At 74.7% G+C, this 14,173-nt stretch carries 15 protein-coding genes; 1 reads left to right on the plus strand and 14 read right to left on the minus strand.

All coding sequences use genetic code 11. The features are described from left to right. Positions 1–4: 4 nt before the first annotated feature. The 14 genes from PSED_RS28285 to PSED_RS28350 form a co-directional block, all read right to left on the minus strand. Positions 5–1,000: a lysophospholipid acyltransferase family protein gene (locus tag PSED_RS28285; protein ID WP_407692851.1), complete on the minus strand. Its 996-nt coding sequence runs from the start codon at positions 998–1,000 to the stop codon at positions 5–7. A gap of 470 nt (positions 1,001–1,470) precedes the next feature. Beyond that, positions 1,471–2,508, minus strand: a complete 1,038-nt coding sequence (locus tag PSED_RS28290) for an NAD-dependent epimerase/dehydratase family protein (protein ID WP_013677657.1) — start codon at positions 2,506–2,508, stop codon at positions 1,471–1,473. Between the two features lie 196 nt (positions 2,509–2,704). Further along, entirely contained in the window at positions 2,705–2,806 is a 102-nt protein-coding gene (locus PSED_RS28295; RefSeq protein ID WP_010241351.1) for a 30S ribosomal protein bS22, read from the minus strand. Positions 2,807–2,985: 179 nt separating this feature from the next. Beyond that, the gene (locus PSED_RS28300; protein ID WP_013677658.1) at positions 2,986–3,198 is read right to left on the minus strand and encodes a helix-turn-helix domain-containing protein; all 213 of its coding nucleotides are present in this window, start codon (positions 3,196–3,198) and stop codon (positions 2,986–2,988) included. Between the two features lie 152 nt (positions 3,199–3,350). Further along, a complete protein-coding gene (proC, locus tag PSED_RS28305; RefSeq protein ID WP_013677659.1) occupies positions 3,351–4,163 on the minus strand; it encodes a pyrroline-5-carboxylate reductase in 813 nt (270 codons plus the stop codon). Between the two features lie 398 nt (positions 4,164–4,561). Next, entirely contained in the window at positions 4,562–5,416 is an 855-nt protein-coding gene (locus tag PSED_RS28310; protein WP_013677660.1) for an acyl-CoA thioesterase, read from the minus strand. Beyond that, the gene (locus tag PSED_RS28315) at positions 5,413–6,348 is read right to left on the minus strand and encodes a proline dehydrogenase family protein (RefSeq protein ID WP_013677661.1); all 936 of its coding nucleotides are present in this window, start codon (positions 6,346–6,348) and stop codon (positions 5,413–5,415) included. The genes PSED_RS28310 and PSED_RS28315 overlap by 4 nt, the downstream gene beginning before the upstream one ends. A 52-nt stretch (positions 6,349–6,400) precedes the next feature. Then, positions 6,401–7,252: a sugar phosphate isomerase/epimerase family protein gene (locus PSED_RS28320; RefSeq protein WP_143770656.1), complete on the minus strand. Its 852-nt coding sequence runs from the start codon at positions 7,250–7,252 to the stop codon at positions 6,401–6,403. Continuing rightward, positions 7,249–8,712, minus strand: a complete 1,464-nt coding sequence (locus tag PSED_RS28325) for a hypothetical protein (RefSeq protein WP_013677663.1) — start codon at positions 8,710–8,712, stop codon at positions 7,249–7,251. Before PSED_RS28325 ends, PSED_RS28320 begins: the two co-directional genes overlap by 4 nt. Further along, positions 8,709–9,719 carry a Ppx/GppA family phosphatase gene (locus PSED_RS28330; protein ID WP_083845312.1) on the minus strand — a complete coding sequence of 337 codons (1,011 nt, stop codon included), beginning with the start codon at positions 9,717–9,719 and terminating at the stop codon, positions 8,709–8,711. Before PSED_RS28330 ends, PSED_RS28325 begins: the two co-directional genes overlap by 4 nt. A 91-nt stretch (positions 9,720–9,810) precedes the next feature. Beyond that, positions 9,811–10,500, minus strand: coding sequence for a response regulator transcription factor (locus PSED_RS28335; protein ID WP_013677665.1), 690 nt, complete (start codon positions 10,498–10,500; stop codon positions 9,811–9,813). 1 nt (position 10,501) lies between these two features. Then, positions 10,502–11,722 (minus strand): sensor histidine kinase, encoded by a 1,221-nt coding sequence (locus PSED_RS28340; RefSeq protein WP_013677666.1) that lies wholly within the window; start codon positions 11,720–11,722, stop codon positions 10,502–10,504. A gap of 150 nt (positions 11,723–11,872) precedes the next feature. After that, positions 11,873–12,622 (minus strand): phosphoglyceromutase, encoded by a 750-nt coding sequence (locus tag PSED_RS28345; protein WP_041760081.1) that lies wholly within the window; start codon positions 12,620–12,622, stop codon positions 11,873–11,875. 23 nt (positions 12,623–12,645) lie between these two features. Beyond that, positions 12,646–13,194, minus strand: coding sequence for a MarR family winged helix-turn-helix transcriptional regulator (locus tag PSED_RS28350; RefSeq protein ID WP_013677668.1), 549 nt, complete (start codon positions 13,192–13,194; stop codon positions 12,646–12,648). Positions 13,195–13,288: 94 nt separating this feature from the next. Here PSED_RS28350 and PSED_RS28355 point away from each other — a divergent pair, with 94 nt between their 5' ends. Next, positions 13,289–13,798 carry a VOC family protein gene (locus PSED_RS28355; protein WP_013677669.1) on the plus strand — a complete coding sequence of 170 codons (510 nt, stop codon included), beginning with the start codon at positions 13,289–13,291 and terminating at the stop codon, positions 13,796–13,798. Positions 13,799–14,173 lie beyond the last annotated feature (375 nt).

Genomic DNA, 14,173 nt, shown 5'->3' on the forward strand with positions numbered 1-14,173 from the left:
GCCGTCAGCCGAGGAAGGCGTTGCGTCGCTGCGACAGCAGCCGGTACAGGGTGTGCTGGATGCTCTCCCGGACCTGGTCGGTCAGGTTGAACACGAGCATCGGGTCGTCGGCGTCGGCCGGCTCGTGGGCGTCGGTGCGGATCGGCTCGCCGAACTCGATGTACCACTTCGACGGCAGCGGCACGGCGCCCAGCGGTCCGAGCAGCGGGAACGTCGGCGTCACCGGGAAGTACGGCGCGCCGAACAGCCGCGCGAGCGGCTTGATGTCGCCGATCTTCGGATAGATCTCCTCGGCCCCGACGATCGAGCACGGGATGATCGGGACACCGGTGCGCAACGCGGCCGAGACGAACCCGCCGCGACCGAAACGCTGCAGTTTGTAGCGGTCCTTGAACGGCTTGCCGATGCCCTTGAAGCCCTCCGGCCACACGCCGACGAGCTCACCGGAGGACATCAGCCGCTCCGCGTCGGGGTTGCACGCCAAGGTCGCGCCCTGCTTGCGGGTCAGCGCACCGAGGACGGGCAGCCGGAACACCAGGTCGGCGCCCAGCATCCGCAGGTGCCGGCGCGCGGGGTGCTCGTCGTGCAGCGCGACCGCCGTCATCAGCGCGTCGAGCGGCAACGTGCCCGAGTGGTTGGCGACGACGAGCGCGCCGCCCACGTCGGGCACGTGGTGCATCCCGATCGTCTCGACGCGGAACCACGACCGGTACAGCGGTCGCAACGCCGGGATGATCACGTTGTCGGTGAGGTCGGGATCGAAGCCGAACTCGTCGACCTGGTAGTCGCCGTCGACACGCCTGCGCACGAAGGCGGCGAGCCGTTCGATCGACTCCTCGAGGACGCTCGGTCCGGTCGGCTCGGCGGCCTCCGGGCCGGGAGCCTCGGGCGACGCGGGCCCCGCCTCGGAACGCTCTCCCCGTGTCCGCCTGGCGCTCTCGGCGCGCAGCGGGATGACCCGGGCGCCCGACCCGTCCGGCGGCAGCTCGGAGGTCTCCACGGGGTCCCCGTCCTCGGGACGCCGCGTCCCGCGGCGGGTCGTCGCCGTCTCGCGCTCGCCGCTCTTCGCCACGCCACCCGCCCCCGCAGTCGTGCCCGTCGTCGTGCCCTTCGTCCGGTCCGCGTCGCCGGCCCCCGACCCGGTGGTGTCCGGCGTCGACCCGGCTCCGCCCCGTGCGGGCGTGCACGGGCTCCGGGCCGAACCGTTCCGCTCACCGCCGTCCCCGGCCCGCGTGCGATGTCTGCCCGTGCCGGACGTCACCGGCGCCGCGGTGTCGGGGCGGCGGCCGTTGCGACCGCCGGGACCGTCGTCGCGGCCCGTCGCCGACCGGGGGGCGCCGGGCCCGCGGACCGCCGTCGCGTCGCCGGCACGCGGGCGTCCCTCGACGCGTCCCGCTCGCGGCGGCGGGGCGGGCCGGCCCCGGTCGACACCGAGGGCGTCGCGGGACCGGGCGGAGAGGTCGTCGTCGCTCATCGCAGCACCCGTGCTGCGGCCAGCGCGCCGCGTTCGACCGTGTCGACCCATCCGTCGCCGACGATCGGGTGCAGTGCGCGGCCGCGGACGTAGTCGTCGAAGGCCTGTGCGGTCGTCCAGCGTGGGGTGAACCCGAACTCCGTCCGCATCCTGCTGGTGTCCACGACTCGCCCGAAGTTCAGGAAGCGCATCTGCTCCGGGGAGAAGTCGACGATGCGCGCCGACCGGAACAGCTTGCCCACCGGTCCCACCGCGGGCGACGGCACCGGCAGCGGCAGCCGACCCGCACGCCGGATGGCCTGCGAGAGCAGCAGCACCCCGTCGGCGGCGACGTTGAACACGCCCGGCAGCTGCTCCGTGGCGGCTCGCTGCAGGACGGTCAGCGCGTCCTCCTCGTGGAGGAGCTGGACGCGCGCGTCGTACCCCAGGACGGTCGGGATGACCGGCAGGGCGAAGTACCGGGTCAGGACGGTGTCGATCCGCGGGCCGATGAAGTTCGCGAACCGCAGGACCGTGACGCCGACGTCGGGACGGCGGCGGGCGAACCCGCGCAGGTAGCCCTCGATCTCGGCGGCGTCCTTGCCGTAGCCGCCCGAGGACATCTCCTTGGGCGTCATGGCCTCGTCGAACAACGCGGGGTCGCGGGAGCTGGAGCCGTAGACGGCCGTCGTCGACTTGAGGACGACACGGGTCACCGACGCCGCCTTCTGGCACGCCGCGAGCAGCTGCATCGTCCCGATGACGTTCATCTCCTTCATCGCCGTCCGGCCGCCGGACCGGGCCGGACCGGCCGAGACCGACGCGTGCACGACGGTGTCGACAGAGGCGTTGGAGATGACCTTGGCGATCAACGGGTTGCGGATGTCCGCGCGGACGAACTCGGCGCGGCCCATGCGGCGCAACAGATCCCGGGGCGGCGGGACGGTGTCCACGCCCAGCACGCGGTCGATCGAGGAGTCGGCGGCGAGCCGGGCGGCCAGATGCCCACCCAGGAACCCGCTCACACCGGTGACCAGGACGACGGAAGGAGCCACGGGGCCTCACAGAAGGGCGTCGGAGAGCCCCGATGCTAGCCCTCCCGGCCGAGCTCGGGGGCCGGTGCAGGAAAAGGCTGTGTGACGTCCGGGGCCGCAGGATCGGCGCGGCGGCGCGCCGTGGTCGTGGCCGGGTGCGGACGGTCGTGCGGCGGACCGGCGGCCGGTCGCCCGGGTGCGGGCGACCGGCCGGCGGTCACTTGCCGAGCTTGCGACGCTGGACGCGGGTCTTGCGCAGCAGCTTGCGGTGCTTCTTCTTCGACATACGCTTGCGGCGCTTCTTGATGACCGAGCCCATACGGGTTCCTTCCATGATGTGACGTGCGGGGTGCACAGCGCGGCGCGGGTCCGCGAGGCGCGGCGTACCGGAGCACGCCGACATCGTGACGGTCCGGACGAAACCGGGCCCGACGACGCTGATCCGCCATGCTACCTGCCGCCCACGGGCCGCCCCCTGCCCGGGCGCGGCCCCGGGACTCAGCCCGCGTCGAAGTACGCGCTGCGCAGGTACTCCTCGACGGCCCTCTTGGGCACGCGGAACGACCTGCCCACCCGTGCGGCCGGGAGCTCCCCGCCGTGCACGAGCCGGTACACGGTCATCTTCGACACGCGCATCATGGCAGCGACCTCGGCGACGGTCAGGAACTGCACCTGGGCCAGGTTGAGCTGCTCGGGCTGCTCGGACGGCATCCGAACACCGCCTTCCGCTCTCGCACCGTCCGTGGAGGGGACGATGTTCACCCGTGAGGATAGCGGTGCCGTTGTGACTGGCCCGACAGGGATGCCACCCGGGCGTGGGCCCGCGGCGGCACGTCAGGGTGACCCCCCGTCCGCCGATCGGGTCAACGTGCCTGCACCGAGCGTCCCAGCTCCACCGAACGGTCGCGGGCGGCCTCGATCGCGGCGATGAGCGCGGCCCGCACACCGTGGCGTTCGAGCTCGCGGATCGCGGCGATCGTCGTCCCCGCGGGCGAGGTCACGGCCTCGCGCAGCAGCACCGGGTGGTCGTCGGACTCACGCATCATCGACGCCGCCCCGTAGGCGGACTGCACGATGAGATCCGCCGCGACCGCACGCGGCAGCCCGAGCAGGATGCCGGCGTCGATCATCGCCTCGACCAGGAAGAAGAAGTAGGCGGGCCCCGATCCCGACAGCGCCGTGACGGCGTCCTGCTGCGACTCGGGCACCTGCACGACGCGGCCCACCGCGGCCAGCATGTCGACGACGGTCCCGACGTGCTCGGCGGTCGCGTGCGCGCCGGGCGACACCGCGCTCATCGCCTCGCCGACCAGCATCGGGGTGTTGGGCATGACGCGCACGACCGGTGTCCCGTCGGGCAGACCGCCCTCGAACAGGGCCGTCGGCAGACCGGCGCACAGCGAGACCACGAGCGTCCCCGGCCGGATGGCACCCTTGAGCTCACCGAGGACCGGCGCGATGTCCTGTGGCTTCACCGCCACGACGACGACGTCGGCCGCCGCCGCGGCCCCTGCCACGTCGGCAGACGCGATGCCCAGCCGCTCCGTCAGCTCGGCGGCGCGCTCGGCGTGGCGCTCGGTGAACACCAGCTCCGACGCCGGTCGGCCGCTCGCCAGCAGTCCGGAGAGCAACGCCTCGCCGATCTTCCCGGCCCCGAGCACAGCGATCCGTGTCATGGCCGGAACGGTAGCCGGGCCCCGCCCGGGCCCGCCGCCGGATTCCCGTACCGCCGCCCACCCGAGCCCGCCGCCCCACCCGAGCGCAACCTCACTGCTCCGCCGCGCCCGCGACGCGACGCTCAGGCTGCGCCCGGCTCTTCGCGCGCAACCTCACCGCTCTCCCGGGCCGCCGCGACGACCGTCAGGTTGCGCCCGGTTCGTCGGCCGCACCCTCAGCGCTCCGCACGCCCATGGCACGGCCCTCGGGACTGCGCGCCGTCCGTCGGCCGCAACCTCACCGCTCCCCCGCGCCCGCGACGCGACGCTCAGGTTGCGCCCGGGCTCGTCGGGCGCAAATGCACTCCCCCCGGGCCGCCGCCGGCACCACACCGCGGACAGGCGCGGCCGGCCCCGGGTCAGCGTGGGAGCGGGGCCAGGGCGAGCTGGCGGGCCTGGCAGATCAGCCGGCCGGACTCGTCGACGACGGAGGCGTCCTCGTCGAACCAGGTGCCCGCGACGGTGTGCGACGTCGACGCGCACCGCAGCCATCCCGGCGACGGCCGGCCGCGCAGCAACGCCGTGAGCTGCACGGTCGGCGCCCAGCCGACGGTGCCGCCGAGGTTGAACACGGTCGGCGGCAGGATGTCCCCGGCGAGCAGGGCGAACAGGACGTCGGGTTCCTCGCCGCGGGGCCGCACCCAGCCGCGCATCGTGGCGTCGCCGGTCTCGCCCTTGGCGAAGGGCATGTCGGCGGGGTCGAAGCGCATCTCGCACGCCTTGGCCAGCGTCCGGCCGGGACCGCGGTGGTCGCGGCTCGGGTCGGCGGCCGTGGCGGTCGGCAGCGCGGGCATGTCGGGCAGGCCCGCGGTCCAACGCGGCGGGTCGTCGGGGAGCCGGCCCGTCGTCACCGACGCCGTCAGCATCGGGCGGCCGTCCTGCAGCAGCCGGGCGTGGCACACCGAGGCGGTCCGGCCGAGTTTGACGACGTCGGTGTGGATCTCGACGGGCCCCGGGTCCGGGGCCCGCAGGAAGTCCGCGGCGACGACGAGCGGCTCGGCGGGCGGGCCGTCGGCACCGCCCTCGGCACGGGCCTCGTCGACCCGGTGCAGGACGGTCCGCGTCAGCAGGGCCAGCATGAGCCCGCCGTGCACCTTGCCGCCCGCCGCGTTCCACAGCGTTCCCAGCACGGCCCGGTAGAGGTCCCGGCCGGCGGGCTCGACCACGAGCGCGTCGGAGAACGGTCGCGTCCCGGTCTCGGCAGCCGCGGTCATCGCCTGCCCGCCAGTGCGCGCAGGAAGAAGGCCACGTTGGCGGGCCGCTCCGCGAGTCGTCGCATGAGATAGCCGTACCACTGCGTCCCGTACGGCACGTACACGCGCACGGTGTGACCTTCGTCCACCAGGCGGCGCTGCTCGTCGGGCCGCACGCCGTACAGCAGCTGCAACTCGGCCGTCGCGGGGTCGCGGCCGGTCGCGCGCAGCCGGTCGGTCAGGACGCGGACCAGCACGGGGTCGTGCGTCGCGAACATGGGGTAGCCGGCGCCGTCGAGCAGGGTGCCGGCGCACCGGGCGAAGCTCGCCCGCACCGAGTCCGCGGTCCGGTAGGCGACCGACTCGGGCTCGGCGTAGGCGCCCTTGCACAGCCGCACCCGCGACCCCGGGCCGGCGAGGGTCCCGCAGTCGGCCTCGGTCCGCCGCAGCTGGGCCTGCAGGACCGCGCCGACCCACGGCCACGTCTCCCGCAGCTTCGCGACGACGCGCAGTGTCGAGTCGGTCGTCGTGTGGTCCTCGGCGTCGACCGTGACGGTGGTCCCGGCGTCGGCCGCGACCGCGCAGATCGCGGCGGCGTGCTCGTACGCGACGGCCTCCCCACCGGCGCCCAGCCCCTGCCCCAGCGCGCTGAGCTTGACGCTGACCTCGACCCGGTCGGCCAGCCCGGCGGCGGCGACGGCCTCGAGGACCTCGCGGTAGGCATCGACGGCGCGGCCCGCCTCCGCCGCGTCGGTGACGTCCTCACCGAGGTGGTCGAGGCTGACGGCGCAGCCGGCGTCGACGAGGGCCCGCGCGACGCGCAGCGCGTCGGCCGTCGTCTCGCCGGCGACGAACCGGTCGACGACGGCGCGGGTGGGGGGCGCCGCGGCGATCGTCGAACGCAGCCGATCGCTGCGGGCGGCGGCGAGGATCGCCGAGCGCAACGGGTTCACGCCGTCACCGTAGGCCCGGTGCCCGACGGCGTGCCGCAGCGCCGGGCGGGTGTCAGCCGCCCGTGGGGGCCGGCCGGGCGGCGGCCCGGTCCGGACGTCGTGCCGTCGGCTGCAGGTGCAGCCGGGCGAAGAGCAGGGACTCCGCGAGCATCGCGACGCGGTCGTGCCGGGTGCGGCAGCGCCGGGTGCTCACCTCGACGACGACCGTCCCGCCCGCCTCGGCGAACCCGCCCGTCATGAGCCGTTCGCACACCTCGGCGCAGGGCTGCCCGCCGCGGCCGGGCACGAGGTGCTCGTCGCGGGCCGCGCCGCTGCCGTCGGCGAGGTGCAGGTGGACCAGGCCTGCGCCCATCCGGTCGAGCAGCGCGAGCGCGTCGGCGCCCGCCGCGGCCGTGTGCGAGAGGTCGAGCGTGTAGTGGGCGTGGCCGGTGACGGTCGGGTCGAACCCGGGGGCGTACGGCACGGTGCGCAGGCCCCCGCGCACCACCGGGTACATGTTCTCGACGGCCAGCCGCACCCCGCTGGTCTCGCCCGCGCGGGCGACCTCGTCGGCGAACTGCTCGGCGTAGCGGCGCTGCCACCGGAACGGCGGGTGCACGACGACGGTGCGCGCCCCCAGCTCCTGCGCCGCGGCAACGGAGCGGCGGAGCCGGACGAACGGGTCGGCGTCCCAGACCCGCTGGCTGACGGCGAGGCAGGGGGCGTGCACCGCGGTCACGCCCACACCGTGCCGGTCGACGAGCCGCCGCACGGCCGTGACGTCCTGGCTGACCCGGTCGGACCACACCATGAGCTCGATACCGTCGTAACCCAGCGTCGCCGCGATCTCGAAGGCCGCCGCGGCGGGCTCCGGGTAGACCGACGCCGACGAGAGCGCGACCGGCGGACCCTGCACCTCGATCACACCTGTTGCCGGGCCAGCACGAGGATCGCCGGGGACACGGTCAGCAGCAGGCCGACGAGGACCGCGAAGATCGTCGTCTTCAGGTCGTCGTCGCGCAGCATGGCGCGCACGGCCAGCACGAGGCCGACGGTGACCAGGACCGCCGCGGCCAGCGCCACGACGGGCAGGTGCATCCACAGGAACGCGAACCCGACCCAGAGGCCGGCGCCGACGACCGCGCCGCCGATCCACTGGGCGATGACCGCCGCCCAGGTCTGCGGGGCGGCCTCGACGGGTTCGTCGTCGAGCTCCTCGTCCTCGGCGTCGCCGGCGTCCAGGCCCGCGGGCCGGTCCCGCCCCGGCCGCCGCGGCGTCCGCATGGCCGAGGTGGGCTGCTCGGGCGCCCGCAGGGCCGTCGTGGCCTGCGGCGGGTCGTCCTCGTCGGCGGACGCGTCGACGGCCGCGCGGCGGCCACCGGCCGGGAGCGCCGTCGTCAGGCCGTCGAGCCCGTCGTCGTGGTCGCTGTCGTGGTCGCTGTCGTCGAGGTCGTCGGGGTCGAACGCGGCGGCCTGGGTCGGCGGACCCCCGTCGGCGCGGGTGTCGTCGATCGGCGGGGCGCCCAGCACCGTCGGCGGTCCGCCGTCGTCCGCGCCGCGGCGGGCGGGGGTACCGGGTCCCGTGCGGGGGGCGTCGATGGGGCCGGTGTCCTCGTCGCGGCGGCCGGGCCGGCGGCGGTCGGGGTCACGGCGGTCCGGGTCGCGGCGGTCCGGGTCACGGCGGTCCGGGTCACGGCGGTCCGGGTCACGGCGGTCCGGGTCACGGCGGTCCGGGCGGTCCACGCGCGGCATCTGCTGCGTCGCACGGTCGGGGACCCAGGGCGTGCGCTGCTCGTCGGGACGGCGCGCGGCGGGGGCGTAGGCGTCCACCCCGGCCGTGCGGGGCGGCGGGGTCGGGCGGGCGGGCGGCGCACCGGCGGGGCCGCTCTGGGGAGCGCGGCCGGGCTCGGGGCCCCATGCCTCGGGAGCGGTCGGGGGAGGCGCCGGGGCGGCAGGCGGGGCGAGCGAGGCGGGCCGGACCTCGGGGACGGTCGGGGGAGCCGGCGGGGTGAGCGACGCGGGCCGGACCTCGGGGACGGTCGCGGCGCCCGCGATCGGCGGCCGACGCACCGGTGGCCGCTCGGGAGCGGCACGCTCGGCCGCCGGGGCGGGACGGTCGATGCCCTGCGCTCCCCGGTAGCCGGCGAGCCGCGCGGCGCCGGGCGACGGCGGGGCGCCGGACCGGCCGGCCGGCGGTGCGACGGTGTCGGTCGGGTAGCGCTCGGCGGCAGGGGTGCGCGGGGCGCCGCGCTCGTCGGGAGCGGCGCCGTCACCCGGGTCGTCCGCCTCGCGACGACGGCGTCGCCTGCCGGTCGTGGAGCCTGCGTTCTCCGCGAGCAGCTCCGCGACCGTGCGCTGACGCGGGTGATCGGTGTCTGAGCTCATCCGGTACACCGTGCCCCGAACGGCGTCAAGCCTCCAAGCTCTCGTGGCGAGTCGTGCGCCGAACGGTCTGTCTGAGCCGATCCATCGAGCGTGTCGAGCCTCCGCAGGATGACCCCCTCACGCAGCGCCCACGGACATATCTGGAGGGTGTCGATCTTCAGCGCCCGCATCGCGGCCTCGGCGACGATCGCCCCCGCCGCCAGCTGACGCGACCGGCCGGGGCTCACGCCCTCCAGCTCCGCGATGTCCTCGCTCGACATCCGGCTGACGAACGAGACGAGCTGACGCAGCGCCGCGTGCGTCAGCTCCCGGTGGGCGCGGGGCCCCGCCGAGTAGGGCACGGCACCGGTGAGCCGCGCGAGCGAGCGGAACGTCTTCGACGTGCCGACGGCGAGGTCCGGCGCACCGGCGCCGAGGAAGCGGTCGGCGACGGCCGCGAGATCGGCGTCGATCTTCTCCCGCAGGACGGCGATCTCCGCGCGGGTGGGCGGGTCGGCCTCGAAGAAGTCGCGCGTGAGCCGCCCCGCACCCAACGGCAGCGACGCCGCCGTCGACGGGTGCTCGTCGCGACCCGACGCGAGCTCCAGCGACCCGCCACCGATGTCGAGCACGGTCAGCCGCCCCGCCGACCAGCCGAACCACCGCCGGACCGCGAGGAACGTGTAGCGGGCCTCGTCCTCGCCGGGGAGCACCTCGAGCGCGACGCCCGTCTGCTCACGGACCCGCGCGAGCACCGCCGCCGAGTTCGTGGCGTCGCGCAGTGCCGACGTCGCGAACGCGAGCAGGTCGTCGCAGCTCGCGTCGGTGGCCGCGGCGCGGGCCTGCTCGACGACGCGGACGAGCGCGTCGGCACCCGGCCCGCCCAGCGAGCCGTCCGGCTCCAGGTGCTCGGCGAGGCGGAGCGCGTTCTTCTCCGACGTCATCGGCGTCGGGTGGCCGCCGCGGTGCGCGTCGACCACGAGCAGATGGACGGTGTTGGAACCGACGTCGAGCACTCCCAGTCGCACGCGAGCAGGCTAAGGCTCGAGACCCGCCGGGAACCGGATCGTGACCGGTCTCCCGTGTGAGGTCACCCGACAGTGGACCGACCGGGACGAATCAGGCATCGAACTTGTACCCGAGGCCGCGGACGGTGATGAGGTGCCGCGGCACCGACGGATCGACCTCCACCTTCGACCGCAGCCGCTTCACGTGGACGTCGAGGGTCTTGGTGTCGCCGACGTAGTCCGCGCCCCACACCCGGTCGATCAGCTGGCCGCGCGTCAGCACCCGGCCGACGTTGCGCAGCAGGTACTCGAGCAGGTCGAACTCCTTGAGCGGGAGCGGGACGTCCGCCCCGCCGACGCTGACGACGTGCCGGTCGACGTCCATCCGGACCGGCCCGGCCTCCAGGACACCGCCGCCGCCCTCGGCCTCGGCGCCGCCCTCGCCGCCGCGGCGCAGCACCGCGCGGATCCGGGCGATGAGCTCACGGGCCGAGTACGGCTTCGTGACGTAGTCGTCGGCGCCCAGCTCCAGGCCGACGACCTTGTCGATCTCGCTGTCGCGCGCGGTCACCATGATCACGGGCACGGCGGAACGGGAACGCAGCGAGCGGCAGACGTCGGTGCCGCTCATGCCGGGCAGCATCAGGTCGAGCAGGACGATGTCGGCGCCGTTGCGGTCGAACTCCTCGAGCGCGGACTGCCCCGTCGTCGCGACGGCGGCGGTGAACCCCTCCTTGCGGAGCAGGAAGGCCAGCGGGTCGGCGAAGGACTCCTCGTCCTCCACGATGAGCACCCTGGTCATGTCATCCTCCAGCTCTCCCGGCGAGTTCCGCCGGGTCGGGCAGGTCGGTGGTCGCGGCGGTCGGGACTGCCGTCGGTCCGGCGCTGTCCCGCGGGGAGCCGCTCGAGCCCGCGGGTGCGGGCAGCCGCATGGTGAAGGTGGAACCCGTGCCGGGCCTCGACCACAGCGAGACCCCGCCGCCGTGGTTGGCCAGCACGTGCTTGACGATCGCCAGGCCGAGGCCGGTGCCGCCCGTCGCACGCGAGCGGGCCGGGTCGACCCGGAAGAACCGCTCGAAGACGCGCTGCTGGTGTTCGGGGGCGATACCGATGCCGCGGTCGGTCACCGCGATCTCGACGACGCCACCGGCGAGCCGGCGCGACACCGAGACCGACGCGTGCGGCGGCGAGTAGGCGATCGCGTTCTCGACCAGGTTGGACAGGGCCGTGACGAGCAGCGTCCGGTCGCCGTCGACCTGCAGACCCGAGTCGTCGTCGACGACGATCTCGATGTCCGACGACTCCGCCGACAGCCGACAGCGAGCCAGCGCCTCGCGCACGACGTCGTCGACGTCGACCTCGGCGAGCTCGGGCAGTCGCTCGGCCCCGGTGAGCCGCGACAGCGCGATCAGCTCGGTGACGAGGTTCCCGAGCCGGGTGGACTCGTTGAGGATCTTGGTGCTGAACCGGCGGACCTCGACGGGGTCGTCCGCCGCGTCGAGCACGGCCTCGGCCAGCAGCGCGACGGCGCCGACGGGCGTCTTCAGCTCGTGGCTGACGTTGGCGACGAAGTCTCGCCGGGTGCTCTCCAGACGGACGGCCTCCGAGGTGTCGGCGGCCTCGACCAGGGTGAACCCGTCGGCGAGCGGCCGGACCGTCGCGAGCACGGCCTCCGGGCGGCGGCCGCGGTGATCGAGCGGGGAGAGGTCGACGGCCTGGACCGTCCCGTCACGCAGCACCCGCTCGCAGACCACCCACGCCCGGGGATCGACCCGGCCCTCGGCGACGACGCCCAACGTCACGGCCTGGGCGTTCGACATCACGACGTCGCCGTGCCGGGACAGCACCGCGAGCCCCGTCCCGCTCGACGTGAAGGCGCGGCGGAGCAGCTCGGCCAACGTCGGCCCCGCATCCGGCTGCGGAGCCGGCGCGGGGGCGACGGACCGGCGGCCCCACCAGAAGCCGCCGGCCACACCGAGCAGGAGGGCCGCGGCAGCCGGCAGCGCGTACGCCAGCGCAGTCACGGCCGCATCGTATGCAGGAAGAACACTCTCAGGGCCAGCCCGAAGGGCCCGTCGTGACCCTCCCGACCCTCCACGGCGCGACATTTCCGCCGCCGTTCACCGGCCGTTCACCCTTCCGAGGGTCGAACGTCCGGGTGACGCCCGCCGGGCTCAGCGCCCCTGGTTGGCGACGGCCGCGATCGCGTCCTCGGCCGCGGCGGCGTCGAGGTAGGTACCGCCGGGGTTGGTCGGGCGCAGGTCGTCGTCGAGGTCGTAGCGCAGCGGGATGCCCGTCGGGATGTTGAGCCCGACGATGTCGTCGTCGGAGATCCCGTCGAGGTGCTTGACGAGCGCGCGCAACGAGTTGCCGTGCGCGGTGACCAGCACGACCTTCCCCGCGCGCAGATCGGGGACGATCGCCTCCTCCCAGTACGGCAGGAAGCGCGCGACGACGTCGGCCAGGCACTCGGTGCGCGGCATGTCCGCACCCAGGTCGGCGTAGCGGACGTCGCCGTCCTGGCCGAACTCGTCGCCCTCCGGGATCGGCGGCGGCGGGACGTCGTAGGAGCGGCGCCACTGCATGAACTGCGCCTCGCCGAACTCGGCGAGGGTGGCCTTCTTGTCCTTGCCCTGAAGGGCGCCGTAGTGGCGCTCGTTGAGCCGCCAGCTGCGTCGCACCGGGATCCAGTAGCGGCCCGAGGTGTCGAGCGCGAGGTTGGCCGTGGAGATGGCCCGTCGCAGCAGCGACGTGTGCAGCACGTCCGGGAGCAGTCCCGCCTCGGCCAGCAGCTCGCCGCCGCGGCGGGCCTCGTCCTCACCCAGGGGGGACAGCGGGACGTCGACCCAGCCGGTGAACAGGTTCTCGGCGTTCCACACGCTCTGCCCGTGACGGAGCAGCACCAGGGTTCCCATGCCGGACAGCTTGCCAGCCCGTCGTGATGGTCCTAGCGGCCGAGGGCGGCGTCACGCGAGACGTCGGGCACGCCCTGCGCCCTCTGGAGGGCTCCGCGCAGGGGGCCGGCACCCGGCGCCGCGGCCAGCCGACCCAGCGCAGCCGTGCAGACCTCGGTCAACGCGCGCACCTGGTCGCGGGTGAGCTGGTCGAACAGGTTCTGCCGGACGCACTCGACGTGCCCGGGCGCCGCCGCCACCAGTACCTCCTGGCCCGCCGCGGTGAGCTCGGCGAACGTGGACCGACGGTCGTCGGGACAGGGCCGGCGACGGACCCAGCCGCGGGCCTCGAGCCGCGACACCGCGTGCGAGAGCCGGCTCTGCGAGCTCTGCGTGATGTCCGCGAGGTCGCTCATGCGCAGCGCCCGACCCGGCGTCTCCGAGAGCATCGCCAGGATCTGGTAGTAGGCGTGCGGCATGCCGGCGTCGCGCTGCAGCTGCCGGTCGAGCGCGGACTCCAGCAGCGAGACCGTCGCGAGCAGGGACCGCCAGGCCGCGTACTCCTCGGCGTCCAGCCAGCGTGCTTCGTCCGCGTCACCCATGCTTGCACTGTAGCGGAAAAACTTGAGCTTTCATCTTTCTCTCGTACTGTGGTTGAATATTGAACGTAAGAACTGTCGACCCACGGAGCCCGTCATGCCGGTCCAGCGCCTCAACCACGCCGTCCTCTACGTCCGCGACGTCGCCCGGAGCGTGGCGTTCTACCGCGAGGCCCTCGGCTTCCGGGTGAAGGTCGAGATGCCGGGCCGCGCGGCGTTCCTCCAGGCGGAGGGCTCGTCCAACGACCACGACCTCGGCCTGTTCGCCATCGGCAGCGCCGCCGGCGCCTCGCAGGCCGGGCAGGCGACCGTGGGGCTCTACCACCTCGCCTGGGAGGTCGACACCCTCGCCGAGCTCGACCGCATCGCCGGCGTGCTGCGCGAGCGCGGCTCCCTCGTCGGGGCCTCGGACCACGGCACCACCAAGGCCCTCTACGCCCACGACCCCGACGGTCTCGAGTTCGAGGTCAGCTGGCTCGTTCCCGCCGAGCTCCTCCCTGCCGACGTCGAGATCACCACTCGCCCCCTCGACCTCGCCGCCGAGATCGAGCGCTACGGCGCCCAGACCCAGGGCGGCATCGGCGTCTCGGTCCCCGTCGCGCCCTGACCGTCCCGCGTCTCGGTCGTCGACTGCCCCTCCGGGGTGACCACGGCCCGCGCTCCGGACGGCCACCGGGTGCTCGCCCTGCGGCGGGGTGCTCGCCCCGACCCCGGGTGCTCGCCCGGACACCGGATGCGATCTGGCGGTCGGGTGTGCTGTCCGGGCGCCTGGCGCTCACCCGGCGCTGCGGCTGATCGGCCCCTGCTGCAGGCCCCGGGCCGCAGGTCGCCGGCCGAGGGTGATCAGCCGCGGGGTGATCGTCGAACGAGGGACCTGAGCGCATGCAAGTGCGCCCATGCCCCGCGGCCGGCGATCACCCGGTTCGACACCACGCCCCGCGAGCACCACAGCGAACAGTCCTGTCTCGCCGCACCCGGGCGA

Origin of the sequence: Pseudonocardia benzenivorans CB1190, from assembly GCF_000196675.2 — a bacterium.
GTDB classification, from domain to species: domain Bacteria; phylum Actinomycetota; class Actinomycetes; order Mycobacteriales; family Pseudonocardiaceae; genus Pseudonocardia; species Pseudonocardia benzenivorans.

What these genes read in the sequence shown, in the direction of transcription:
- PSED_RS28295 (WP_010241351.1), bottom strand. Translation starts at nt 2,806, where the DNA reads ATGGGCTCGGTCATCAAGAAGCGCCGCAAGCGTATGTCGAAGAAGAAG.
- PSED_RS28300 (WP_013677658.1), bottom strand. Translation starts at nt 3,198, where the DNA reads ATGCCGTCCGAGCAGCCCGAGCAGCTCAACCTGGCCCAGGTGCAGTTC.
- proC (WP_013677659.1), bottom strand. Translation starts at nt 4,163, where the DNA reads ATGACACGGATCGCTGTGCTCGGGGCCGGGAAGATCGGCGAGGCGTTG.
- PSED_RS28310 (WP_013677660.1), bottom strand. Translation starts at nt 5,416, where the DNA reads ATGACCGCGGCTGCCGAGACCGGGACGCGACCGTTCTCCGACGCGCTC.
- PSED_RS28325 (WP_013677663.1), bottom strand. Translation starts at nt 8,712, where the DNA reads ATGAGCTCAGACACCGATCACCCGCGTCAGCGCACGGTCGCGGAGCTG.
- PSED_RS28335 (WP_013677665.1), bottom strand. Translation starts at nt 10,500, where the DNA reads ATGACCAGGGTGCTCATCGTGGAGGACGAGGAGTCCTTCGCCGACCCG.
- PSED_RS28350 (WP_013677668.1), bottom strand. Translation starts at nt 13,194, where the DNA reads ATGGGTGACGCGGACGAAGCACGCTGGCTGGACGCCGAGGAGTACGCG.
- PSED_RS28355 (WP_013677669.1), top strand. Translation starts at nt 13,289, where the DNA reads ATGCCGGTCCAGCGCCTCAACCACGCCGTCCTCTACGTCCGCGACGTC.